The following is a 22,669-nucleotide window of genomic DNA, read 5'->3' on the forward strand; positions in this document are numbered from 1 at the left end:
AGCCGAGAGTGGGGGAACGACCAGCCACAACGCACCCGCAGTCGGCAGACGACCTCCCCAACCCCCTCCTTATAGAGTGGGGCCATGGCCCCGAACCCCGAGAACACCGCCCTCTGGCCCGCCCCGCACGCGAGCGGAGCCGTCGACGCGACGGTCCACGTACCCGGGTCCAAGTCGGTCACCAACCGGGCCCTGGTGCTGGCCGCCCTCGCGGCCGAGCCCGGCTGGCTGCGCCGCCCCCTGCGCTCCCGCGACACCGTGCTGATGGCCGACGCCCTGCGTGCCATGGGCGTCGGCATCGAGGAGGGCGTGGGCCCGGACGGCTCCGGCGAGGCCTGGCGTGTCATCCCCTCGGGCCTGCACGGCCCGGCCACGGTCGACGTCGGCAACGCCGGCACGGTGATGCGCTTCCTGCCGCCGGTCGCCACGCTCGCCGACGGCCCCATCCGCTTCGACGGCGACCCGCGTTCGTACGAGCGCCCCCTGAACGGCGTGATCGACGCCCTGCGCGCCCTCGGCGCCCGTATCGACGACGACGGCCGCGGCGCGCTGCCGCTGACCGTGCACGGCGGCGGGGCCCTGGAGGGCGGGCCGGTGGAGATCGACGCGTCCTCGTCCAGCCAGTTCGTGAGCGCGCTGCTGCTGTCCGGGCCGCGCTTCAACCAGGGCGTCGAGGTACGGCACACCGGCTCGACGCTGCCCTCCATGCCGCACATCCGGATGACCGTCGACATGCTGCGGTCGGTCGGCGCCCAGGTGGACACCCCGGAGTCGGGCGGCGAGCCGAACGTCTGGCGGGTCACCGCCGGTGCACTGCTCGGCCGCGATCTGACGGTCGAGCCCGACCTGTCGAACGCCCAGCCGTTCCTGGCGGCCGCCCTGGTCACCGGCGGCCGGGTCGTCGTCCCCGACTGGCCCGCGCACACCACCCAGCCCGGTGACAGGCTGCGGGAGATCTTCACCGAGATGGGCGGTTCCTGCGAACTGACCGACCGGGGCCTGGAGTTCACCGGCTCCGGCACGGTCCACGGCATCGAGGTGGACCTCGGCGAGGTCGGCGAGCTGACCCCCGGCATCGCGGCGGTGGCGGCCCTCGCCGACTCGCCCTCCACCCTGCGGGGCGTGGCCCATCTGCGCCTGCACGAGACGGACCGGCTTGCCGCGCTCACCAAGGAGATCAACGAGCTGGGCGGCGACGTCACCGAGACCGCCGACGGACTGCACATCCGCCCGCGTCCGCTGCACGGCGGCGTCTTCCACACGTACGACGACCACCGCATGGCCACCGCGGGCGCGGTCATCGGTCTCGCCGTACCGGACGTACAGATCGAGAACGTGGCGACGACGGCGAAGACCCTGCCGGACTTCCCCGACCTGTGGACCGGAATGCTCGGGAACTGACGGGCGGACACGGACCATGCGCCGCTACGGCAAGCACACCGACGAGGACGACATCCGCACCCGCCCGGGCCGCAAGGGCAGCAGGCCGCGTACGAACATCCGGCCCAAGCACGAGGACGCGGCGGAGGGCATGGTCCTCACGGTCGACCGGGGCCGGCTGACGTGTCTCGTCGAGGACCGCGTGGTGTACGCCATGAAGGCCCGCGAACTGGGCCGCAAGGCCGCGGTCGTCGGCGACCGGGTGGCCATCGTCGGCGACCTCACCGGCAAGAAGGACACCCTGGCCCGTATCGTCCGCATCGAACCGCGCACCTCAGTCCTGCGCCGCACGGCCGACGACGACGATCCGTACGAGCGTGTGGTCGTCGCCAACGCCGACCAGCTGGCGATCGTCACCGCCCTCGCCGACCCGGAGCCGCGCCCCCGCCTGATCGACCGCTGCCTGGTCGCCGCGTACGACGGCGGTCTCGACCCGCTCCTCGTGCTCACCAAGTCGGACCTCGCCCCGCCGGACGAACTCCTTGAGCTGTACGGGGCGTTGGGTGTTCCGTATGTCGTGACCAGCCGTGCGGAACTGGAGAGCGGGGAGGCGGTGGACCGGGTGCGCAAGCAGTTGGACGGCAAGATCACGGCGTTCGTGGGGCATTCGGGCGTCGGCAAGACGACGCTGGTCAACGCGCTCGTGGCCAAGGAGCGGCGGCGTACGACGGGGGTCGTGAACGCGGTGACGGGCCGCGGGCGGCACACGACGACATCGGCGCTCGCGCTGCCGTTGCCGGACGATGACGGCTGGTTGATCGACACTCCGGGCCTGCGGTCCTTCGGGCTGCACCACGTGGACCCGTCCCGTGTCATCCACGCCTTCCCGGACCTGGAGCCGGGGACGGAGGGCTGCCCGCGGGCGTGCAGCCACGACGAGCCGGACTGCGCGCTGGACGAGTGGGTGGCCGAGGGTCACGCGGATCCGGCCCGGCTCTACTCGCTGCGCCGGCTGCTCGCTACGCGTGAGCGGCGCGAGGGCGACTGATCGCCGGTGACCTCAGCTTTGTTTGCATCCCCGCCACGACGGTAAAGGCATAATCGCACCAAGCGGGACCCAAGCCAGATGAAGCGGTCACGGAGCGTGGGAGGGCATCACATGGCGTGGCTGCTGGTTGTCGTGGCCGGACTCTTGGAGACCGGCTTCGCGGTTTGTTTGAAACTCTCGCACGGCTTCACCAGGCTCTGGCCGACGATCGCCTTCGCGATCTTCGCCCTGGGCAGCTTCGGCCTCCTCACCCTCTCCCTGAAGAAGCTCGACGTCGGCCCCGCGTACGCGGTCTGGACGGGCATCGGCGCGGCCGGCACCGCGATCTACGGCATGGTCTTCCTGGGCGACCTGGTCTCCACTTTGAAGATCGTCTCGATCACGCTGGTGATCGTGGGAGTGATCGGCTTGCAGCTGTCGGGCTCGTCGCACTGAGCGCCACTCAACTCACCACCCGCACAGTCGCCAACGCGTCCCGGACCAGCCCCGCCGTACCGCCCTCCCCGGCAGGGGCCAGCACGCACGACAAGCCCAGCCGCACCACCAGCTCACAGGCCCTCGCCAATTCCGCCGACTCCGATTTCGTGGCCCCCGGCGCCGTAAGCGCCGCGACCGCCCGGTCCCGTACCAGTTGCACGAAGTCCCCCGGCGACGGCAACGGCCCGTCGGCCCTCCGCTGCGCCGGCACTGCGGAGGAGGACGGCACGGCGGACAGCGTCGGCGACGGCAGCCGCTCGCTCCAGCACCCGGTGAGCACGGCCCGCACCAAGGGGTTCCCGCGAGCCGCCGAAGCGGTCCACTCCGCGATCGCCGCCAACCGCTCACGCGGCTCGCCATGGCTCACCAGAGCGCGCTCCACGCCCGCGAGATACGCGTCGGCCTCCCGCCGTACGAGGGCCCGCGCGAGCCCCTCCTTGCTGCCGAACTCGTTGTAGAGGGTCTGCCGCGAGACCCCGGCCACGGCGGCCACATCGACCATCCGCACCGTGGACCACGAGCGGCGCGCAAGCGACGTATAGGCGGCATCGAGAAGGGATTCCCGGGCTGCAGGCATCGTCGCCTCCCTGGGGCGATCGGCTCTGCGCTCAGAGTTGACGCGGACAGGGGCACTGTCAAGGGTTCGCGACGGCATCAAGGGGGCGTACGTCGACATCTGCGCGGACGAAGTGATCACGACTTCGGCGGGGAGGTCCTGTAGCGACCACCCGGACGGTATGGCCCTGGGCCGAACGGGGCAGATACGGTGCGGGCATGCCCGACTATCGCGATGACCTGCGCCTCGCCCATGTCCTGGCGGACGCCGCCGACGCCGCGACCATGGACCGCTTCAAGGCGCTCGACCTCAAGGTCGAGACCAAGCCGGACCTGACGCCGGTGAGCGAGGCCGACAAGTCCGCCGAGGAGCTGATCCGCGGCCACCTCCAGCGGGCCCGGCCGCGGGACGCGGTCCTCGGCGAGGAGTACGGCGTCGAGGGCACGGGCCCGCGCCGCTGGGTGATCGACCCGATCGACGGCACCAAGAACTACGTACGCGGGGTGCCGGTATGGGCCACTCTGATCGCGCTGATGGAGGCGAGCGAAGGCGGTTACCAGCCGGTCGTCGGCGTCGTTTCGGCGCCCGCGCTCGGCCGCCGCTGGTGGGCCGCGAAGGGCCACGGCGCGTTCAGCGGGCGCAGCCTGTCCTCGGCGACCCGGCTGCATGTCTCACGGGTCTCGCGCATATCGGACGCCTCCTTCGCGTACTCCTCGCTGGGCGGCTGGGAGGAGCGGAGCCTGCTGGACGGCTTCCTGGACCTGACCCGCGAGGTGTGGCGCACGCGCGCGTACGGCGACTTCTGGCCGTACATGATGGTCGCCGAGGGCTCGGTCGACATCTGCGCGGAGCCCGAGCTGTCGCTGTGGGACATGGCGGCGAACGCGATCATCGTGACCGAGGCGGGCGGCAGCTTCACCGGACTCGACGGCCGCCCGGGCCCGCACAGCGGCAACGCCGCCGCGTCGAACGGCATCCTCCACGACGAGCTGCTGGGCTATCTGAACCACCGCTACTGAGACACCTGTGGCGCTAACCGGAAGACAGCGCGTCCCAAAGCGTCCGTACGCGCCCTCTTGTTGACCCACCTTTTAACTGCGACTCTGAGAGTCCCCACACTTGTGAACTTGTGAATCCGTTAACGAACGGATTCGTAGGAGGTGGCTCTGTCCATGCTCGTCCGCGACGCCATGAGCACGGTGGTCCTCACCATCGGACCCGATCACACCCTCCGGCAGGCCGCCGCGCTGATGTCCGCACGACGCGTCGGCGCGGCCGTGGTCCTCGACCCCGACGACAGCGGGCTCGGCATCCTCACCGAGCGCGACATCCTCAACTCCGTCGGCCTGGGCCAGAGCCCGGACGCCGAGCGGGCACACGCCCACACCACCACCGACGTCGTGTTCGCCGCACCGTCCTGGACGCTGGAGGAGGCGGCGCACGCCATGGCGCACGGCGGCTTCCGGCATCTGATCGTCCTCGACCACGGCGAGCCCATCGGCATCGTCTCGGTCCGCGACATCATCCGCTGCTGGGCCCCGCTACGGCAGCACGCACCGGCTTGAGCGGCGCAGCGGGCCGGAGCCGTGCCCTGACCTGCGCAGGGATCCGGCCCGTTTGCGCCGTCACTCTGGATAAAGTCCAAATCGAGTAGTGCTCCAAAATCACACCCGTTCGGGATTGGCTTCACCTGCTGTTAGACTGCGCTTTATGAGTGACCTGTTGGAACGACTGCGCGGACGTGGCTGGCGCATGACCGCGCAGCGGCGCGTCGTGGCCGAGGTCCTCGACGGCGACCATGTCCACCTGACGGCCGACGAGGTCCATGCGCGCGCCGTCGCCAAGCTGCCCGAGATCTCCCGCGCGACCGTCTACAACACGCTGGGTGAGCTGGTCTCGCTCGGCGAGGTGCTCGAGGTCGCCACGGACAAGCGCGCCAAGCGGTACGACCCGAACGCGCACCGCCCGCACCACCACCTGGTCTGCGCCCAGTGCGGCGCGATCCGCGATGTCCACCCGAGCGGCGACCCGCTGACCGACCTCCCCGACTCCGAGCGCTTCGGCTTCACGGTCTCGGCGGTCGAGGTGACGTACCGGGGCGTGTGCCCGAACTGCGCGGCGGCCTGATCCGCAGGTACGACTCCTTCAAGCCCCGGCACCCCATGGGAGCCGGGGCTTTCTGCTGCGCGCGGACTTCCCGAATCTGACGGGCCGTCATATCGTCGACGTCGCCCACCAGTCCGTACCGCACTCCGCGAGGAGACACCGTGGGAGAGCCGCACCCGAAACTCCAAGCCACTGATCTGAGCCGGACCTTCGGCCGGGGCCCCTCGGCCGTGGACGCCCTGGGCCCACTGGACCTGACCGTCGCTCCCGGCGAGTTCGTCTGCATCGTCGGCCCGTCCGGCTGCGGAAAGTCCACACTCCTCCGCATCGCCTCAGGCCTGTTGCGCCCCAGCACAGGAGAGTTGGCGATCCGCACCACCAGCTCCCGCCCAGCCGCCATGATCTTCCAGGACTACGGCATCTACGACTGGAAGACCGTCCTGGCGAACGTCCGCTTCGGCCTGGACATCCAGCGCCTCCCGCGCCGCGAGGCGAACGCCCGGGCCCGCGACTGGCTCGCGCGCCTGGGCCTCGCGGACTTCGCCTCCGCGTATCCGGCCACGCTCTCCGGCGGGATGCGCCAGCGCGTGGCGATCGCCCGTGCGCTGGCGGTGGAGCCCGAGATTCTGCTGATGGACGAGCCGTTCGCCGCGCTCGACGCCCAACTGCGCATGATCCTCCAGGACGAGCTTCTGGAGCTCACCCAGACGACCCGCACGACGACCCTCTTCATCACGCACAGCCTGGAGGAGGCGATCGTCCTCGGCGACCGCGTCCTGGTGATGTCCGCGCGCCCGGGCCGGTTCATCGCCGAACGCCGCCCGCCGTTCCCGCGCCCACGCTCCGGCGAGGTCCGCTCGGCCCCCGAATTCACCGCCCTGAAGAGCGAGTTGTGGCAACTGCTGCGCCCGGAGGCGGTGCCCGCATGAACACGGCCGTACGCAAGGAACGTACCGATTCGGCAGCCGTACTGGTCCGCCGCCCGGGCCCACGGGAGCTGCACCCCGTACGCACCCACCGCAGGCGCCGCACCCTGGAGCTGTCCCTCGCCATCGCCGTGCCCCTGGCGCTGGTCCTGCTGTGGCAACTGGCCGCCGCCCAGGCCTGGATCGACGACCGCGTCTACCCGGCACCCACCACGATCCTGGCCGACGGCTGGGACCGCGCGGCGGCCGGCGACCTGTGGCCGGACGTGTGGGCCACCCTCAAGCGCGTACTGGCCGGATACGCGATCGGCACGGCCTCGGGCTATGCGCTGGGCCTGCTGATGGGCTCGCTCTCCCTCGTACGCGCGGCACTCGAGCCGCTTCTGGACGCGCTGTACGTCGTACCGAAGCTCGCCCTGCTGCCGGTCTTCCTGAACATGTTCGGGCTCGGCGAGGGCCCGCAGGTGGCACTGGTGGCGGCCACCGTCTTCTTCTTCGTGTGGATCTCCACGATGTCGGCCGTGATGGCGATCCCTTCCGGGTATCGCGACGCGGGACAGGTCTTCGGAGCGTCGTCCTGGCAGATGTTCCGGCATGTGCTGCTGCCGGCCTCACTGCCGGCGGTCCTGGTGGGCGCGCGGATCGCGGCGGGGGTGGCGGTGCTGGTCATCGTCGCCTCGGAGCAGATCGCCGCGGCGAACGGTCTGGGCCATCTGATCTTCGACTCACGGGCGCTCTTCCAGAACGACGTGATGTTCGTCGGGATCGTCTGCGTCGCCATGCTCGGCGTCGTGTTTTCCGAACTGGTACGGGTGCTGGGGCGGTTGCTCACTCCGTGGGCGCCGCGCGACCGGGGACGGGGGCAGTCATGAGGCGTTTCGCATGCGGTGCCGTGCTGGCTGTGGGTGCGCTGCTGGTTTCGGCGGGGTGTGCCGCCCAGGAGTCCGGGGATGGTGCGGGGGCGTCCGAGCCGCGCACCATCAAGGCGGTGTCCGGCTGCGGGGACGGGGGCTGGACGGATCCGGCCGACCTGGCGGCGGACCGTGCCCCCGCGCGCTGCGCCGAGGGCACCCCGGCCCCACAGCCTCTGACCGAGCGCCGGAAGCTGACGATCGCGACGGGCACGCTCAGTGCGGAGTACGTGGCTCCGCTTCAAGCGGCGGTGGCGAAGGGCGAGTTCAAGAAGGAGGGCCTCGACGTCACGCTGAAGGTGCTGCCGACGCCGGACGCGCTGCCGCTGCTCGCGAAGGGCGACGTCGATGCCCAGTGGGCCGCTCCTGAGGCCGCCGTGATCAACGGCGTCAACAGCGGCTTCGACATCAAGTGGGTCGCCGGGAACTTCTCGCCCGACCCGAAGTCGAAGAGCGGCCTGTGGGTGCGCTTGAAGGACGGTGAGAGCGCGTCGCGCGTCCCCATGGCCGACCGCAAGCTCGGCACGATGATCGGCAAGGGCTCGGTCATCGCGTACCCCATGAACACGGCCCTGAAGAAGCACGGCGGCGGCCTCGACAAGGTCCAGTTCCAGGCGCTCGGCTCGGCCGACGTCCTCACCGCCCTGCAGAACGGAGGCGTCGACTCCGCCTGGCTCCTCGACCCGGTCTGGCGCAAGGTCGACGGCGACGACCGCTACGCCTTCCTCGGCGGCCAGCCCGCGGGCGAACCGCTGGGCGGCATGCTGTTCGGCCCGAACCTGCTGAAGGACGACGTGGACGCGGGGGTCGCGCTGCTGCGGGCGTACATCCGCACGATCAACACGTACTTCGCCGACGACTACAAGAAGGACCCGGCCTTCGTGGCCGAGCTGGCCAAGCTCATGAAGACGGACCGTACGGTCCTGGAGTCGACGCCCTCGCTCCGCATGGACTGGGAGATCCGCGCGGGGACGACGAACCGCCTCCAGTCCGCGTACCGCGCGGCGGGCGTCTCGGAGGGCGACCCGCTGCCGGAGTCCCGCCTGGTCGACCGCGCGCTGTACGGGGAGGCAGTGGGCCACCGGCCCTGAACGGACTCTTGAACACACCGAAGGCCCGGAACCGATCGGTTCCGGGCCTTCGGCCTTCAGTAGCGGGGACAGGATTTGAACCTGCGACCTCTGGGTTATGAGCCCAGCGAGCTACCGAGCTGCTCCACCCCGCGGCGATGAACTGAACGTTACGTCAACAGGGTCGACCAGTGCAAATCGCTGTGCGGGCGGCCTGCGGGCGGGTCAGGCGGACAGCTCCTCGCCCAGCGCATCGCGCAGCCGAGCCGCCCGCTCGGAAACCTCCTCAGGGCCCAGCGACACGGCCCGGTCAGCCCACCGCTGCCCCTCCGCAAGCTCGCCCCGACGCGCGTAGACGAGGGCAAGCCGCAAAGCCGCCCGCCCATGCCCCGCATCGGCGGCCCGAGTCCACCACAGGGCAGCCTCCGGCTCACTGCCCTCGCGGGCGAGCAACAGCCCAAGGTTGAACGCACCGTTCCGGGAACCGGCCTCGGCAGCCTCCCGATACCACCGAGCCGCTTCGACCACGTCCCCACGGGCGGAGGCCAGCATTCCGACCCGCACCTGGGCCCGTCGATGTCCCTGAGAGGCAGCTCGCTCGTACCACTCCTCGCACTCGCTCTTCTCGGTCGCCGGCTCTCCCAGTTCATGCGTGGACGCGGGCGGCCGACGGGCGTCGAGCACGGCAGCCAGCCGGTATGCCGCCTCCGGGCTGCCCCCGCCGGCGGCGCAGCGCAGATGCCGCTCGGCCTCCCGCTCGTCCCCGTCCCGCAGCCGGGCGATCCCGACCTGGAGCGCGGCCTCGGTGTGCCCGGCGGCAGCGGCCCGCTCGTACCACCGCAGCGCCGCGGCGTCCTCGCACCGGCTCGCGTGCAGGATCCCGAGGTTGAACGCGGCGTCGACGCTGCCGGCCTCCGCGGCTTTGGAGAACCAGGGCTCGGCCCCGGCCGCGTCGCCGACCTGGAGCAGCAGGATCGCCAGCGCGTTGGCCGCCTCGCGGTGTCCCGCGTACGCCGCACGCCGGTACCACTGCTCGGCCTGCCCGGTCCGCCCCTGCTCGGCGCAGAGCAGGGCGAGGTTGTACGCGCCGTTCACATCGCCGGCGTCCATCGCGGCGCGGTACCAGCGCTCGGCGGTCTGTGTCTCGCCGCGCTCGGCGTGCAGCGCGCCCAGGGCGTTGGCGGCGTTCCCGTCGCCGTCCTGGGCGGCGCGCAGCCACCACACGGCGGCGCTGTCGGTGTCGCCCGCGTCCCGCAGCAGGAACCCGAGCGCGCAGGCGGCGCGTGCCTCGCCGTCCTTGGCGGACGTCAGATACCAGCGCCCGGCCTCCTTGAGCTTCCCGCGCTTCTCCAGGATGACGCCGAGGTGCAGCGCGGCCCTGCGGTGCCCGCGCGCGGCGGCCTGCCGGTACCACTGCTCGGCCTCGGCCATCACGGACAGCCCGGCACTCTTGTCGGCGCCGCCCTGCTCTCCGGACTTTGCGGGCTCGCCTGCGGCAGCCCGCCGGTCCAGCGCGCGGGCGAGCCGGTACGCCGCCTCGCGGTGGCCACGCTCGGCGGCGACCCGCATCCATGTCTCGGCGCCGGCGTCACCGCGGTGCTCGAGGAGGTCGGCGAGCGCGTACGCACCGAGGGTGTGGCCCTGCTCGGCGGACTGGCGCAGCCAGTACTCGGCGGCGGGCTCGTCGCCGCGCTCACGGTGGTGGCGGCCGAGCGCGTGCGCGGCGGCAGCCGATCCGGCGACGGCGGCGATCCGCCACCAGCCGGCGGCCTCGTCGGCGTATCCGCGCTGGTGCAGGAGGACACCCAGGTTGTTGGCGGCGGCACGGTCACCGGCGGCGGTGGCAGCACGCAGCTGAGGCTCGGCTCCGTCGAGATCGCCGCGGCGCAGCAGCAGGCTTCCGAGGACGCTCATCGCCTCGACGTCGCCGGCTTCGGCGGCGAGCCGATGGCGTGCCTCCTCCGCAGCCTCGCCGGCCTCGTCCCGGTCGGAGGGCTGCACAAATCGCCCTGTCTCCAACAGAGTTGCCTTGTCCCCCATAACGTCCATCGTCGCACCACCTGCAACCTGGGTACACCTGGTATACCGCAGCCAGTGAGGTCACTTCAGCGTTTTGTCGACATGCCCACAGAGAGACAAGTCAAACACAGATTTCTCAACTCTCCCCGCATGGAGCGGCCTTTGTTGGGGCAACTCTGCTCGGATGAGGAACACACACACGATCCACACACGCCGAAGGGCCCGAATCCCCTTGAGAATTCGGGCCCTTCGTCTTCAGTAGCGGGGACAGGATTTGAACCTGCGACCTCTGGGTTATGAGCCCAGCGAGCTACCGAGCTGCTCCACCCCGCGCCGTTGTTCGGCAACCGTATCACGGCGCGGGACGGGCCTTTCACTCAGTCGCTGACAGCCGCTGGTCAGCCGCTTCCGCTGCTCCCTTCGGGGTTGTCGCCGCCGTTGCCCGCGCCCTCACCACCGGTGTTGTCGGGCTGGGCCTGGGCCTCCTCGGCCCGTTGCAGCGCTTCCTCGAGGTCCTTCTGCGCCCGGCCGTACGCCTCCCAGTCGCCGTTCTTGAGGGCTTCCTGGCCGGCTTCGTAGGCCTCCTGGGCGTCGTCGAGCGCCTGTTGGACCGTTGTGTCACCCGTCGCCGGTGGTGGCTCGGTGGTGTCCTCGCCCTCGTCCGGTGGCGGGGGCGTGGCCTCCGTGGCGAAGACCTTGTCGAGCGCCTCGCTGAGCGTGTCCTCGAAGGCGGTGGTGCCTCCGTACGACACCGCGACCTTCTTCAGCAGCGGATACTCGGCGTTGCTGCCCTGTACATAGATCGGTTCGACGTACAGGAATCCGGCGTCCATGGGCACCGCGAGCAGATTTCCGAAGATCATGTTCGACTTCGACGTCTCCGCGTTACGCGTGAACTCCTGGACCGCCGGCATCGAACTCAACTTGCTCTGCCACTGCACCGGTCCGTCCACCTCGGACTCGCCGGTGACTCTGAGCAGCCGCATCGTGCCGTACTGGTCGCTGCTCGCATCCGCGTCCACCGCCATGTACGCGGCCAGGTTCGGCCGTCCGCTCGGGGTGAACGTGGTCGTCAGCGAGAACCGCTGCTGGTCGTCGCCGGGCATCCTCAGCGACAGGTAGTACGGCGGTACGGCGACGCTGTCCTTTCGGCTCGTCGGGTCGTTCGGCACCTGCCACACGTCACTCGCGTTGTAGAACTGGTCGGCGTTGGTGACGTGGTAGATGCCCAGTTGCTCGCGCTGCACCTTGAACAGGTCCTGCGGGTAGCGCAGATGCTCCTTCAGCTCGGCCGGGATGTCGGCCTTCGCCTTGACCGTGCCCGGATACGCCTTCTTCCACGTCTTCAGGACCGGGTCCTTCTCGTCCCACGTGTAGAGGTTGACGCTGCCGTCGTACGCGTCGACGGTCGCCTTCACCGAGTTGCGGATGTAGTTGACCTGGTTCTGCTGGGCGACCACCGTGCGTTGGCTGTCCTCGTCCGTAAGCGCGTCCGTGGTGGTGTCGCCGAGGGTCGTGCGCGACGCGTACGGATAGCCGTTCGTGGTGGTGTACGCGTCGACGACCCACACGACCCGCTTGCCGATGACGGTCGGATAGGCGTCACCGTCGATGGTCAGCCAAGGCGCGACCGCCTCGACGCGCTCCTTCGGCGTGCGGTTGTAGAGGATCTTCGACCCCTCGCCGATGGCGCCTGAGTACAGCATCTGCGGCTCGCTGAAGGCGGCCGCGTACGCGGCGCGGTTCAGCGGGTTCGACAGATCGATACCGCCGTCGCCCTTGTACTGGTACGTCTTCTGGCCGCCAGCCTCCTCGTAGTCGAGCTCCTTCTGGGGGCCGCCCACGATCGAGTACTGGGTGGTCTTCTCGCCGAAGTAGATGCGCTGCTCGTAGCCCTTGTTGAAGGCGCCGGTGCCAGTGGTGGGCAGGCCCTGCTCGGTGAAGGCCGGGGAGCCCTCGGAACCCGGCTGGATCTCGGTGCCCTTGGCCGCGATGGCGCCGTACCCGTGCGTGTAGATGAAGTGCTGGTTGATCCAGTTCTTCTTGTCGACTCGGTCGAGGTTCAGCTCACGCAGACCGATGATCGTGTCCTGGCCGTTGTACCGGTCGATGTCCAGCGTGGTCGGGAACTGGTAGTACTTCCGCTCCTGCTCCAACTGTTGGAACGTCGGCGAGACCACGTTCGGGTCGTTCAGCCGGTAGCTCGCGACCGAATCGGCCTGATCGCGCTGCTGCTTGGCGTCACCGCCGTTCCCTGTGCCCGAGATCTCGTCGATCTTGACGCCGTCGATGCCGTACGCCTTGCGCGTTGCCTCGATGTTCTTCTCGATGTACGAGGTCTCCTTGGCCTGCTCGTTCGGCTTGACCTGGAACTGCTGCACGATCGCCGGGTACAGCCCGCCGATCAGCAGCGCCGAGAGAACCAGCAGACCGAAGCCGATCAGCGGCAGTTGCCAGGTGCGCCGCCACAGCGTGGCGAAGAACAGGAGAGCGCAGATCACGGCGATGCAGAACAGGATGGTCTTGGCCGGCAGGTACGCGTTGGCGTCGACGTACCTGAGGCCCGTCCAGTTGTCCGTCGCCTTGAAGTCGCTGGATTTCACGGCGAGTCCGTACCGGTCGAGCCAGTACGCGACCGCCTTCAACGCGACGAACAGGCCGAGCAGCACGGAGAGATGACCGGTGGCCGCGGCCGTGGCACGCGCTCCGGGGCTGGTGATCCGCAGTCCGCCGTACAGGTAGTGGGTCAGGGCGGCGGCGATCACCGACAGGATCGTGGCGGCGAAGCCGAAGCCCACCAGGAAGCGGTACCAGGGCAGGTCGAAGGCGTAGAAGGAGACGTCGAGGTGGAACTGGGGGTCCTTCTGGTTGAAGGACACTCCGTTCACCCACATCAGCCACGTACGCCACTGGCCTGACGCGGAGGCGCCCGCGATCAGCCCGATGAGGGCGGTGATCCCGAACAGGATCCACTTCTTGTACGGGGCCACGCCCATGCGGTAGCGGTCGAGGCTCTGTTGCTCCATCGACATGGCGCTCAGTGGCGGCCTGAGCCGGTGGGCCAGCCAGATGTTCACGCCGACGGCCAGGGCCATCAGCAGTCCGAAGACGAAGAACAGGCCGATCTTGGTCCACAGGGTGGTCGTGAAGACTGAGGAGTACTTGACCGATCGGTACCAGAGCAAGTCCGTCCAGAACCCCGCGAACATGACGAACGCCATGGCCAGCACGGCCAGTACGCCCAGTGTCATGAGCAGGGTCCGGACGCGCCGGGACGGTCGGCCCACTCTGATCCGTGGCCCCGTCGGGCCTCCGCCGCGGTCCGGCATCTGGAAAGCCAAGGTGTGCACCTCGAAGTTCGGTCTGGGTCTTTTTGGGCCCGGCGAACGCAGGGCCACATCTATGCAACTTACTGACGCTTTACTCGGTTCCCGGTTCCGGGTCCCAACGAGGCAGGATTGTGACCATGTCCAACACCGCCTCCACAGGCACCCCCATGGCGGCCGGTCCCCTGACCCGTGCCGTCCTCGAAATCGACGAGTACGTCTCCGGGCTCGGCTGGGACCAGCCCGCACGGCTCTTCGCGCTGGTCGACACCGCTCAACTGCGCTCCGAGGAGCCCGGTCTCGCGGCACGTCTCGGTCTCGCCGACGACGCTCCCGCCGGCGCTCTTACCCCCATCGAACAGGAGGAACTCCCCGCGGGCAGCCCCCTTGACGAGTTTCTCGGCACCATCGCCTGGCCGGACGCGGTGGCCGGCTGCGCGCTGTCCGTGGAGCGGCTGATGCTGCCGCCGTCCGCGGAGGCGTCGGTTCCGGACGGTCTCGACGAGAAGCGTCTGGCGCAGTGGGTCGCCGAGCACCCCGAGCGCCAGGAGGTCCGGATGACCGTCGGGGTGCTGCGCGGCGGGAAGCGCGAGTCGGCACTGCGGCTGCGCGAGAAGGACGCGGCGACCGAGGTCCTCACCGGCTCCGATCTGGTGCCGGGGCTGGCGGAGGCGCTGGCGGCGACGTTCGCGGAGTAGTACTTCACGAGCCGGCTCAGCTCTTCGTGCACTGGGGCAGGTCGTCGGTGTTGCCGCCCCGGATGTCCTTGAGGGCGTTCATCGCGTCGTCGAGGGTGTCGACCTTGACGAGAGTGAGCCCGTCGGGGATGTCCCGGGCGGCTGCCGCGCAGTTGTCCTTGGGCGTCAGGAAGTACTCGGCACCCTGTGCGCGAGCGCCGACCGTCTTCATCTCGATGCCGCCGATGGGGCCGACCTTGCCGTCGTCGTCGATGGTGCCGGTGCCGGCCACGAACTTGCCGCCGGTGAGGTCGCCCGGGGTGAGCTTGTCGACGATACCGAGGGCGAACATCAGGCCGGCGCTCGGGCCACCGACGTCGGCGAGCTTGATGTCGATGGTGAACGGGAACGTGTGATCGGTCCCGGCCGCGATGCCGACTATCGCGCGCTCCTCACCGTCGTCGTCCGACTTCGTCGTGGTGATGGTGATGTCCTCGGTCTTCGTCGCCGTCCTGTTCTCCTTCTCGGCGGCGGCCTGCTCCTTGGCGGGCACGATGGTGAAGACGACCTTCTCGCCGGGCTTGTGCTTGGTGACCAGCTCCGCCACCTCGTCGTACGCCTTGACCGGTGTACCGTCCACGGCCTTGATCACATCGCCCGCGTGCAGCTTGCCCTCGGCCGGGCTGTCCTTGAGCACGGAGGAGACGATGGTCCAGGACTTCACCGGGATGTTCCGCTCCTTGAGTGCGGCGACCTTGGCGGTCTCCTGGGACTGGCTGAACTCCTCGGCGTTCTCCTGCGTCGACTGCTCCTCCGTCTTGCCGTCGGGGTAGAGCGTGTCGTGCGGGACCACCTTGTTGTCGTGCGCCAGCCAGCCGTAGACGGCCTCGACGAGGTTCATCTTGTAGTCGGCGCTCGTGACGCGGACCGTCGTCATGTTGAGGTGGCCGCTCGCCGGGTAGGTCTTGCGGCCGGAGATCTGGAGCACCGGCTCGCCGTCGTGCTCGCCGAGCGTGTTCACCGTCGGACCCGGTGACATCTCCGAGTACGGCACATTGATGAAGACCCCTGCGCACAGGAGCGCGATCAGCATCAGGGTGGAGGCGAGCATCGTCGCGGTGCGGCGTGGCATGGAACGACAGTACGGGACCACCCTGTCAGTGCACCGTCGGGGCCGCCCGTACGGGACCTCCAGGCGGCCGGGGCGCAGACGTCTCAGGCGGCTTCGGCGCCGGTGGTCAGGCGTCCGTGTGCGACTTCTCGATGGGCTGCTTCTCCGTGTGCTGTTTCTCCATGGCCTCGCGGAAGCGCATATAGCCCGCGAGTTCGGCGCCGTCCCCGATGGTCTTGCGGTTCCGGCTGGCCCAAGTGCCCCACAGTCCGGCACCGATCGCAGCCAAAAGCGGAATCAGCAACCAGGCGAGCGCCGCCATGCCGACCTCCCAACCCCGTGAAGCCACCGCAACTGACTGATCAGCAGATTAACCATGCCCGTGTCCAACGCTCACGGCAGGGGTGGGGTTACGCAACCGGAAGGCGCGTATGCGCGCGGATCAGCAGGAGCCCACCCACCCACCCGTCGCCCGACCACCACCCCTCAACAACGACGCTACGCGCCGACCCAATCTTCTGTACCGTCCGAGAACTTCTGATGCTTCCAGATCGGCACTTCGTGCTTCAGGTCGTCGATCAGCTTGCGGCAGGCTTCGAAGGCCTCGCCACGGTGGGGGCAGGAGACGGCGACCACGACAGCAAGATCCCCGACCCTGAGATCCCCCACCCGGTGAACGGCCGCAAGCGCCCGCACCGGATACTCGGCGACCACCTTCTCGGCTATGCGCCGCATCTCCGCCTCGGCACTGGGATGGCAGGAGTACCCGAGCGCGTCGACGTCCGCTCCCCCGTCGTGATTCCTGACGGTCCCGACGAACAGCGCGGTCCCTCCGGAGGCATCGTCCCCGACGGCGCGGAAAACCTCGTCTACGGAGAGGGCGGTTTCCCGAATGGCCAGGAGCTTGATCGGATCCTGCGCCGCCTGCTCACCGGGGTGATCGTTCGTAGGTGCCATACGCCCATCGTGCACTACGCCACTGACAACGCGGAATGGCGTTTTCTCCGGGCACGCGCGCGGGGGCGTTCACTTGCCACGCGCGCGTGGGGCGGCGGGAGCGCAACAAACCCGGCACACCGGCCGCGTCAGATCCGCCGCCGGGCCTTCCTCGCCCGGCGGACCAGCGCGGCCGTACCCAGAAGCGCGACCGTCGCGCCCGCGGCGCCCGCGGCGGTGGCGTCCTTGCGGCCGAGGCGGCGGCCGGCCACCGTGTGCCGCCCGGCGACCTCCTCCAAGAGCTCGGCGAGGACCTCCTCGTTGGTCCACTGCGGGCGCCACCCGGCGTCATGGAGCCGGCTCCCGCTGACGACCCAGGGGTACATCGTGTAGGCGAGGTCTCCGGCCGGCGACGGCGTGAGCCCGATCCGGTGGAGCCGGGCCGCGGCCCCCAGGGCGACGGCCGAGGGCAGTTCCATCCGCCGGATCCCGCTGAGTTCTTCGACCTCCTCCTGCTCCAGCCACCCGTCGCAGCCCACGGCCAGTTCCCCGTCGGCCTTCTCCAGGACGGCGTACTCCAGGGCACTGCACAGGTCCTCGACGTGGCAGAACTGCCAGGCGGGCCGGGACCCGGCGACGACCAGCAGCCGGGGCGACTCGAAGTAGCGCGTGAGGGCCGTGTCGGTGCCTCCGACGAGCACGGCGGGCCGTACGACGGTGACATTGAGCCCGGGATGCGCGCGAGGCGCCCGCCGGGCGAGCCGCTCGATCTCCAGGAGATCGCCGACGCCCGTGGCCTCCGCGGTGGCGCGCAGTTCAGCGTCTTCGGAGAGGGGCAGTTCATTGTCGGGCAGCGCTCCGTAGACCATCGCCGAGGTGCACAGCACCACCCGGTGCACTCCGGCGGCGGCCGCGGCGGTGAGCACGGTCTGGGTGCCCCGCACGTTGTACGCGGTGCGCGCCGCGGGATCGGTCTCCAGGTCGAGGTCGAGCGCCAGATGGACCACGACGTCCGCGCCGCGCAGCTTCTCGGCGATCGCCGGGTCGCGTACGTCGAGGATGTGCCAGTGGGCGTCCGCGCACTCACCGCGCCGCTCGTCGATGGCGATGACCTGCTTGATCTCGTCGCTGGCGGCGAGCCGCTCGGTGAGCAGAGCGCCGATGCCGTCGGCGGCGCCGGTGACCGCGACTACGGGGCCACGTACGGCAGACGACTCGCCGGCGCGCAGCGCCGTCGTTGAGGGGCGGTGGTCGGGCGACGGGTGGGCTGAAGGGTTTCGCGCTGCGCGAACCTGTGGATCTGGGGAACTCACCGGGCGTCTCCAGCGGTTGTCTTCAGTAAGAACGCGCGTGATGCGTACGTACCAGGTGGCATCCATCCTGCCGCAGCCCAGGAGTCGGCGAAGCATCGAGGCCCGAACCGGCCGCGGTGTCTACGCTGGGTGGTGTTGTCGGGCAACCGTGCCGTCGGAGAGAACCGGCGGCCTTACCAGCCGAGGAATCCCGTGAGTGACACCCCATTCGGATTCGGCCTTCCGCCGGAGGAGCCGGACGACGGCGACGAGGGCAAGAAGAAGGACCAGCAGAGCGGTGGTGGCCAGGGACCGGCCAACCCGTTCGGTTTCGGGTTCCCCGGAGCCGGCGGACCCGGCGCCGACAACCCGTTCGCCGCGATGTTCGGTTCCATGAACCCCAACGATCTGGGCGCCGCGTTCCAGCAGCTGGGCCAGATGCTCTCGTACGAGGGCGGCCCGGTGAACTGGGACATGGCCAAGCAGATCGCCCGCCAGACGGTGTCCCAGGGCGCCCCTGACGGAACGAAGGACTCAAGTGTCGGCCCCGCCGAGCGCTCCGCGGTCGAGGAGGCCGTGCGCCTGGCCGACCTGTGGCTGGACGACGCGACGTCCCTGCCGTCCGGCGCCGGCTCCGCGGTGGCGTGGAGCCGCGCGGAGTGGGTCGAGGCGACCCTTCCGGTGTGGAAGGAGCTCGTCGACCCGGTCGCCGAGCGCGTCGGCGCGGCCATGGGCGACGTGCTTCCCGAAGAGATGCAGGCCATGGCGGGCCCGCTGATCGGGATGATGCGCTCCATGGGCGGCGCCATGTTCGGTACGCAGATCGGTCAGGCCGTGGGCGTGCTCGCGGGCGAGGTCTTCGGCTCGACCGACATCGGACTGCCGCTGGGCCCGGCCGGCCGGGCCGCGCTGCTTCCGGTGAACGTCGAGGCGTTCGGCAAGGATCTCGGCGTACCGAAGGAGGAGGTGCGGCTGTACCTCGCCCTGCGCGAGGCCGCCCACCAGCGTCTGTTCGCGCATGTGCCGTGGCTGCGCTCGCACCTGTTCGGGGCGGTCGAGGGCTACGCGCGCGGGATCAAGGTCGACACGGCCAAGCTGGAGGACGTGGTCGGCCAGCTCGACCCGTCCAACCCGGAGCAGCTTCAGGACGCGCTCCAGCAGGGCATGTTCCAGCCGGAGGACACGCCGGCCCAGAAGGCGGCGCTGGCCCGCCTGGAGACGGCGCTGGCGCTCGTCGAGGGCTGGGTGGACGCGGTCGTGCACGCGGCGGCAAAGCCGCGTCTGTCGTCCGCGGACGCGCTGCGTGAGACGCTGCGCCGCCGCCGTGCGTCGGGCGGTCCTGCCGAGCAGACCTTCGCCACGCTGATCGGCCTGGAGCTGCGCCCGCGCCGGCTGCGGGACGCCTCGCGGCTGTGGGCCTCGCTCACGGACGCGCGCGGTGTCGACGGCCGGGACGCCCTGTGGGCGCACCCGGACATGCTGCCCACCGCCTCCGACCTGGACGACCCGGACGGCTTCGTGCACCGCGAGCAGCTGGACTTCTCCGAGCTGGACAAGATGCTCGGGGAGGCCGCGGGCAGCTCCGCCGAGAAGCCGAACCTCAAGAAGGATGGCAACGACGACAAGAAGGACGACGGCAAGGGCGACGGCGCCGAGTGAGCCTCCATGACGACGCGGTCCTCGTACTGAAGAGCTACGAGGACCAGGAAGAGCTGCGACAGGCGTATCTGGACCATCTTCAGGCCCATCCGGACGGCATGTGGAAGGCCTGCGAGGCCGGGCACATCACGGCGAGTGCCCTGGTCATCGACCCGGAGAAGGGGCGCGTGCTGCTGACGCTTCACAAGAAGCTGCGCATGTGGCTTCAGATGGGCGGCCATTGCGAGCCTCAGGACGCGACTGTGAAGGCTGCGGCCCTGCGTGAGGCCACGGAGGAGTCGGGCATCGCTGGTCTGACGCTGCTCCCGGGCGGGCCCGTACGGCTCGACCGGCACCCGATCCCGCCGCCGTGCCACTGTCACTTCGACGTGCAGTACGCAGTGCTGGCGCCGGTCGCCGCGGTCCAGGAGATCAGCGACGAGTCCCTCGACCTGCGGTGGTTCGCGTACGACGAGGTGGCGGACGTGGCGGACGACTCCGTGGTGCGACTGCTCGCAGCCACGCGGGCCAGGCTCTGAACCGGTAAGGGGCGGCCGCCAAGGCGGCCGCCCCTTACAACTGCCTCCTGGGAGGCTCAACTCCAGACGTTCCCCTGGTTCTGCCCCCGGGCTCCCTGCTGGCCCACCCCGTACTGGGCGGCGACGCCGGAGCCGATCGTCGCGTTCTGCGGCGGCAGCAGCTCGCTGGGCTGGACGAGCACGTAGCCCTGGCCCATGAAGCTGAGCTCCCAGCCCTCACCGGTGTTGCCGCGGCGTCGGAACACTCCGGAGGAGTGCGTCTGGGCCTGCATTTGTACACGCAGACTCGTCGACCAGGCGACGATCGCGTCGGCGTCGCAGTTGACGAAGCGGTCGGGGGTGACCTGCATCATCAGTGGCATCCCCGAGGTCATCAGGGCGGCCTTGCCCCGTCCGGAGATGTTGAGCTGGTACTTGCCGGAGCCGGAGATGCCGTACTGGCTGTCCACGGCGATCACCTCGTGGTGCAGCGAGGAGTCCATGGCCAGGACGTAGCTGCTGTCCACGGTGAGGCCGTCCTGGTCGACGTCCACCACATGGATGTGCTGGGCGAGGTTGGCCAGGTAGACGGTGCCCTGCCCGTGGCAGCGCATCAGGTCGAGGCCCTCTCCGGTGTGCGCGCGGGAGCGCCGCTGACCGGAACTCTGGTACTCGGCGTCGAACTCCACCAGCCCCTGATAGGCGACCATGGTGCCCTTGCGGGCGAGCATGTCGTCGTGGCCCTCCAGGGCGACGCGCAGCATCTGCTTGTTCTGCAGGCTGTAGCGCTCCTGGGACTGCTGCTCGTTGTAGGCGAAAAGCGGGCTCTGCATGATGTGTGGCTCCCCCTCAGCCCCGGAGTCGGAGGCGGTCGGTGCTGTCCTCGCTGGGCTGGACGACGACGATGCCCTGTCCGGAGAAGGCCATCTGGTACGCCTCTCCGCTGCCCCGCCCGATCAGCGACCCCGCCTTGAAGGTGCGCTTGCCCTTCACCTTGAGGTTCGGGGACCAGGCGACGAGCGCGTCCGGGTCGACGTACGTCTCGTCGTCCCCGCCGCCGCAGTCGACGACGATGGGCTTGCCCCGGGAGGTCAGCGCGACCCAGCCCTGCCCGGTGATCTTGGTGTTCCACAGGCCCTGTCCGGCGAATTTCGCCAGTCCCTTGACGCGTTCGACGCCCCACTGGAGGTGTGCGTCGAAGGCGAGCAGGTTGGTGGCGTTGACGGAGATTCCGTCGCCGTTGAGGTTGATGACGACCACGTTCGCTCCGTAGTCGGCCAGGTAGAGCAGGCCGTCTCCGGAGCACTTCATGAGGGGCGCGCCCTCGCCGGTGGCCCAGTCGCGTGCGATCTGGCGCACGGCCGGCGGGTTCGGCTCGTACTGGACGAAGCCTTCGTAGGCGACCATCGACCCCACGCGTGCGAGGAGGTCGCTTCCGGTCTGCATGGCGACCTTGAGCATGTGGTTGCCGTGGTTCTCCATGCGTGCGGCAACGGGTGCCGGGGCGAAGCCCGCGAGCTGCTGGTTCATGTGACGGGCTCCCTCAGACCTCGTACGGCTGGATGACGATGAAATTGCCGGGCGCGCCGCGGAACTGCAGGTTCACGCTCTCCCCGGTGTCGCCCGGGTAGGCGTTGCGGCGCATACGCACCTGGCTGGAGACGATCACCTGGGACGCGGCGGACCAGGCGACGACGGCGTTGCAGTCGGCGAACGTCGTCGGCGTGACCGGCAGCACCACGGGCGCTCCCTGCGTCTTGACGATGATCGTGCCGGTCCCCTGGAACTGCATCGTGAACAGCGCGCCTCCGGGGATGCCGTGTCCTTCGACGCGGCGGACCTCGTACTGGAGTGTCTCGTCGAACGCGAGAACGTTCTCCGCGGAGACGCAGATGGCGTCGCCCTGCAGCTCGATGGGGTGCAGCATGGCGGACTTCTCGGCGAGGAACACCTGGCCCTTGCCCGAACAGCGCATCAGCTGCATCTCCTGGCCGGTCGCGTTGCCCACGATCCGGCCGGAGAATCCGGCGCCCTTGTAGCTGAAGTCGACCTTGCCCTGGTAGAGCACCATGCTGCCCTGGCGGGCGAGCACTGCCTGCTCACCGCCCATGCCGAGGTCGACACGGACCATCTTTTTGTTCTGCTGGGTCCAGCGCTGCCCGGTGGGCGCCTCCTTGTACGGCTGAAGCGCCGCGGCGACACCGGCACCGCCCTGGGGAGCACCCTGCGGTACGGCGTACCCGGCAGACGCGGCCGGAGCACCGGGCTGCTGGCCGGGGACCTGGCCGAACGGCGGCTGCTGCCCGTACCCGGGAGGCGGGGTCGGCTGACCATAGCCGGGCGGCGGGGCGGGGGCCTGAGGCGCTTGGGGTGCCTGAGGCTGTCCATAGCCGGGCGGCAGAGGTGCGCTCGGGGCGGGGGGCTGGCCGTACGGAGGCTGCTGCTGGTCCGGCGGCTGCCCGTAGGGCGCGGGAGCAGGTGCCGGAGGCGGTACGGGACCGCCGCCGGGCGGTGTCATGGGCGCCGCGATGGTCGGTGCGGCGTGCATGGGGGGTGTGGGCTCCGGAGGTGCGGGTGCCTGCGGCGGGGTGGCTGCCGGGGGCGGCGCGAAGCCCTGGGCGGGCTGCGGCGCGGGGGCCGGAGCCGGCGTTGCGGGGCCCGACGGGGCGCCGAACGCG

The 22,669-nt window shown here is 69.9% G+C and carries 22 protein-coding genes and 2 tRNA genes; 12 read left to right on the top strand and 12 right to left on the bottom strand.

Annotation, left to right across the window (positions count from 1 at the left end; translation table 11 throughout):
* Positions 1 to 84 precede the first annotated feature (84 nt).
* The 3 genes from aroA to ACYVO6_RS43500 all read left to right on the top strand — a co-directional run bounded on the left by aroA (position 85) and on the right by ACYVO6_RS43500 (position 2,863).
* A complete protein-coding gene (gene aroA, locus ACYVO6_RS43490; RefSeq protein WP_461071473.1) occupies positions 85 to 1,401 on the top strand; it encodes a 3-phosphoshikimate 1-carboxyvinyltransferase in 1,317 nt (438 codons plus the stop codon).
* A gap of 16 nt (positions 1,402 to 1,417) precedes the next feature.
* Complete coding sequence (gene rsgA, locus ACYVO6_RS43495) at positions 1,418 to 2,428, top strand: ribosome small subunit-dependent GTPase A (RefSeq protein WP_461071475.1); 1,011 nt, start codon at positions 1,418 to 1,420, stop codon at positions 2,426 to 2,428.
* Positions 2,429 to 2,539: 111 nt separating this feature from the next.
* Entirely contained in the window at positions 2,540 to 2,863 is a 324-nt protein-coding gene (locus ACYVO6_RS43500; RefSeq protein WP_461071477.1) for a DMT family transporter, read from the top strand.
* 7 nt (positions 2,864 to 2,870) lie between these two features.
* Here ACYVO6_RS43500 and ACYVO6_RS43505 read toward each other — a convergent pair whose 3' ends face one another.
* Positions 2,871 to 3,482: a TetR/AcrR family transcriptional regulator gene (locus ACYVO6_RS43505; protein WP_461071479.1), complete on the bottom strand. Its 612-nt coding sequence runs from the start codon at positions 3,480 to 3,482 to the stop codon at positions 2,871 to 2,873.
* A gap of 197 nt (positions 3,483 to 3,679) precedes the next feature.
* Here ACYVO6_RS43505 and hisN point away from each other — a divergent pair, with 197 nt between their 5' ends.
* The 6 genes from hisN (at position 3,680) to ACYVO6_RS43535 (ending at position 8,495) form a co-directional block, all read left to right on the top strand.
* The gene (hisN, locus tag ACYVO6_RS43510; protein WP_461071481.1) at positions 3,680 to 4,480 is read left to right on the top strand and encodes a histidinol-phosphatase; all 801 of its coding nucleotides are present in this window, start codon (positions 3,680 to 3,682) and stop codon (positions 4,478 to 4,480) included.
* A 153-nt stretch (positions 4,481 to 4,633) separates the two neighbouring features.
* Positions 4,634 to 5,026 (top strand): CBS domain-containing protein, encoded by a 393-nt coding sequence (locus tag ACYVO6_RS43515; protein WP_461071483.1) that lies wholly within the window; start codon positions 4,634 to 4,636, stop codon positions 5,024 to 5,026.
* Between the two features lie 145 nt (positions 5,027 to 5,171).
* On the top strand, positions 5,172 to 5,588 hold the full coding sequence (locus tag ACYVO6_RS43520; RefSeq protein ID WP_461071485.1) for a Fur family transcriptional regulator: 417 nt from the start codon (positions 5,172 to 5,174) through the stop codon (positions 5,586 to 5,588).
* Between the two features lie 140 nt (positions 5,589 to 5,728).
* Positions 5,729 to 6,496 (top strand): ABC transporter ATP-binding protein, encoded by a 768-nt coding sequence (locus ACYVO6_RS43525; RefSeq protein ID WP_461071487.1) that lies wholly within the window; start codon positions 5,729 to 5,731, stop codon positions 6,494 to 6,496.
* Complete coding sequence (locus ACYVO6_RS43530; protein WP_461071489.1) at positions 6,493 to 7,365, top strand: ABC transporter permease; 873 nt, start codon at positions 6,493 to 6,495, stop codon at positions 7,363 to 7,365. The genes ACYVO6_RS43525 and ACYVO6_RS43530 overlap by 4 nt, the downstream gene beginning before the upstream one ends.
* Positions 7,362 to 8,495, top strand: a complete 1,134-nt coding sequence (locus ACYVO6_RS43535) for an ABC transporter substrate-binding protein (protein ID WP_461071491.1) — start codon at positions 7,362 to 7,364, stop codon at positions 8,493 to 8,495. Before ACYVO6_RS43530 ends, ACYVO6_RS43535 begins: the two co-directional genes overlap by 4 nt.
* 60 nt (positions 8,496 to 8,555) lie before the next feature.
* Here the strand turns inward: ACYVO6_RS43535 and ACYVO6_RS43540 are convergent.
* The 4 genes from ACYVO6_RS43540 to ACYVO6_RS43555 form a co-directional block, all read right to left on the bottom strand.
* A tRNA-Met gene (locus ACYVO6_RS43540) sits at positions 8,556 to 8,629 on the bottom strand.
* A gap of 70 nt (positions 8,630 to 8,699) precedes the next feature.
* On the bottom strand, positions 8,700 to 10,523 hold the full coding sequence (locus ACYVO6_RS43545) for a tetratricopeptide repeat protein (protein ID WP_461071493.1): 1,824 nt from the start codon (positions 10,521 to 10,523) through the stop codon (positions 8,700 to 8,702).
* A 229-nt stretch (positions 10,524 to 10,752) separates the two neighbouring features.
* Positions 10,753 to 10,826: transfer RNA gene (locus ACYVO6_RS43550), tRNA-Met, on the bottom strand.
* Between the two features lie 65 nt (positions 10,827 to 10,891).
* Positions 10,892 to 13,822 (bottom strand): UPF0182 family membrane protein, encoded by a 2,931-nt coding sequence (locus tag ACYVO6_RS43555; RefSeq protein ID WP_461071527.1) that lies wholly within the window; start codon positions 13,820 to 13,822, stop codon positions 10,892 to 10,894.
* A 137-nt stretch (positions 13,823 to 13,959) separates the two neighbouring features.
* Here ACYVO6_RS43555 and ACYVO6_RS43560 point away from each other — a divergent pair, with 137 nt between their 5' ends.
* Positions 13,960 to 14,517: a PPA1309 family protein gene (locus ACYVO6_RS43560; protein WP_461071495.1), complete on the top strand. Its 558-nt coding sequence runs from the start codon at positions 13,960 to 13,962 to the stop codon at positions 14,515 to 14,517.
* A gap of 16 nt (positions 14,518 to 14,533) precedes the next feature.
* Here the strand turns inward: ACYVO6_RS43560 and ACYVO6_RS43565 are convergent, their stop codons facing one another.
* The 4 genes from ACYVO6_RS43565 to ACYVO6_RS43580 all read right to left on the bottom strand — a co-directional run bounded on the left by ACYVO6_RS43565 (position 14,534) and on the right by ACYVO6_RS43580 (position 17,856).
* Positions 14,534 to 15,628, bottom strand: coding sequence for a YlbL family protein (locus ACYVO6_RS43565; RefSeq protein ID WP_461071497.1), 1,095 nt, complete (start codon positions 15,626 to 15,628; stop codon positions 14,534 to 14,536).
* Between the two features lie 106 nt (positions 15,629 to 15,734).
* A complete protein-coding gene (locus tag ACYVO6_RS43570; protein WP_461071499.1) occupies positions 15,735 to 15,929 on the bottom strand; it encodes a hypothetical protein in 195 nt (64 codons plus the stop codon).
* Positions 15,930 to 16,105: 176 nt separating this feature from the next.
* Positions 16,106 to 16,564, bottom strand: a complete 459-nt coding sequence (locus tag ACYVO6_RS43575) for a molybdenum cofactor biosynthesis protein MoaE (protein ID WP_461071501.1) — start codon at positions 16,562 to 16,564, stop codon at positions 16,106 to 16,108.
* Between the two features lie 128 nt (positions 16,565 to 16,692).
* On the bottom strand, positions 16,693 to 17,856 hold the full coding sequence (locus tag ACYVO6_RS43580) for an SDR family oxidoreductase (RefSeq protein ID WP_461071503.1): 1,164 nt from the start codon (positions 17,854 to 17,856) through the stop codon (positions 16,693 to 16,695).
* A gap of 192 nt (positions 17,857 to 18,048) precedes the next feature.
* Between ACYVO6_RS43580 and ACYVO6_RS43585 the strand changes: the two genes are divergently transcribed.
* Positions 18,049 to 19,494, top strand: coding sequence for a zinc-dependent metalloprotease (locus tag ACYVO6_RS43585; protein WP_461071505.1), 1,446 nt, complete (start codon positions 18,049 to 18,051; stop codon positions 19,492 to 19,494).
* A complete protein-coding gene (locus ACYVO6_RS43590) occupies positions 19,491 to 20,012 on the top strand; it encodes an NUDIX hydrolase (RefSeq protein ID WP_461071507.1) in 522 nt (173 codons plus the stop codon). The genes ACYVO6_RS43585 and ACYVO6_RS43590 overlap by 4 nt, the downstream gene beginning before the upstream one ends.
* Positions 20,013 to 20,068: 56 nt before the next feature.
* On the opposite strand, the gene ACYVO6_RS43595 is transcribed toward ACYVO6_RS43590, so the two are convergent.
* The 3 genes from ACYVO6_RS43595 to ACYVO6_RS43605 form a co-directional block, all read right to left on the bottom strand.
* Positions 20,069 to 20,824, bottom strand: coding sequence for an AIM24 family protein (locus ACYVO6_RS43595; protein ID WP_461071509.1), 756 nt, complete (start codon positions 20,822 to 20,824; stop codon positions 20,069 to 20,071).
* 16 nt (positions 20,825 to 20,840) lie between these two features.
* Entirely contained in the window at positions 20,841 to 21,521 is a 681-nt protein-coding gene (locus ACYVO6_RS43600; RefSeq protein ID WP_461071511.1) for an AIM24 family protein, read from the bottom strand.
* A gap of 13 nt (positions 21,522 to 21,534) precedes the next feature.
* A partial coding sequence (locus ACYVO6_RS43605; protein WP_461071513.1) for an AIM24 family protein occupies positions 21,535 to 22,669 on the bottom strand: 1,135 nt, incomplete at its 5' end.

This window comes from Streptomyces pseudoechinosporeus (genome assembly GCF_054783935.1).

Bases quoted from the DNA above. Each gene is read 5' to 3' on its own strand.
- ACYVO6_RS43535 (WP_461071491.1), top strand. From the start codon at position 7,362: ATGAGGCGTTTCGCATGCGGTGCCGTGCTGGCTGTGGGTGCGCTGCTG.
- ACYVO6_RS43555 (WP_461071527.1), bottom strand. From the start codon at position 13,822: ATGCCGGACCGCGGCGGAGGCCCGACGGGGCCACGGATCAGAGTGGGC.
- ACYVO6_RS43570 (WP_461071499.1), bottom strand. From the start codon at position 15,929: ATGGCGGCGCTCGCCTGGTTGCTGATTCCGCTTTTGGCTGCGATCGGT.
- ACYVO6_RS43545 (WP_461071493.1), bottom strand. From the start codon at position 10,523: ATGGACGTTATGGGGGACAAGGCAACTCTGTTGGAGACAGGGCGATTT.
- ACYVO6_RS43500 (WP_461071477.1), top strand. From the start codon at position 2,540: ATGGCGTGGCTGCTGGTTGTCGTGGCCGGACTCTTGGAGACCGGCTTC.
- ACYVO6_RS43530 (WP_461071489.1), top strand. From the start codon at position 6,493: ATGAACACGGCCGTACGCAAGGAACGTACCGATTCGGCAGCCGTACTG.
- ACYVO6_RS43520 (WP_461071485.1), top strand. From the start codon at position 5,172: ATGAGTGACCTGTTGGAACGACTGCGCGGACGTGGCTGGCGCATGACC.
- ACYVO6_RS43575 (WP_461071501.1), bottom strand. From the start codon at position 16,564: ATGGCACCTACGAACGATCACCCCGGTGAGCAGGCGGCGCAGGATCCG.
- hisN (WP_461071481.1), top strand. From the start codon at position 3,680: ATGCCCGACTATCGCGATGACCTGCGCCTCGCCCATGTCCTGGCGGAC.
- ACYVO6_RS43565 (WP_461071497.1), bottom strand. From the start codon at position 15,628: ATGCCACGCCGCACCGCGACGATGCTCGCCTCCACCCTGATGCTGATC.
- ACYVO6_RS43600 (WP_461071511.1), bottom strand. From the start codon at position 21,521: ATGAACCAGCAGCTCGCGGGCTTCGCCCCGGCACCCGTTGCCGCACGC.
- ACYVO6_RS43515 (WP_461071483.1), top strand. From the start codon at position 4,634: ATGCTCGTCCGCGACGCCATGAGCACGGTGGTCCTCACCATCGGACCC.
- aroA (WP_461071473.1), top strand. From the start codon at position 85: ATGGCCCCGAACCCCGAGAACACCGCCCTCTGGCCCGCCCCGCACGCG.
- rsgA (WP_461071475.1), top strand. From the start codon at position 1,418: ATGCGCCGCTACGGCAAGCACACCGACGAGGACGACATCCGCACCCGC.
- ACYVO6_RS43505 (WP_461071479.1), bottom strand. From the start codon at position 3,482: ATGCCTGCAGCCCGGGAATCCCTTCTCGATGCCGCCTATACGTCGCTT.
- ACYVO6_RS43595 (WP_461071509.1), bottom strand. From the start codon at position 20,824: ATGCAGAGCCCGCTTTTCGCCTACAACGAGCAGCAGTCCCAGGAGCGC.
- ACYVO6_RS43560 (WP_461071495.1), top strand. From the start codon at position 13,960: ATGTCCAACACCGCCTCCACAGGCACCCCCATGGCGGCCGGTCCCCTG.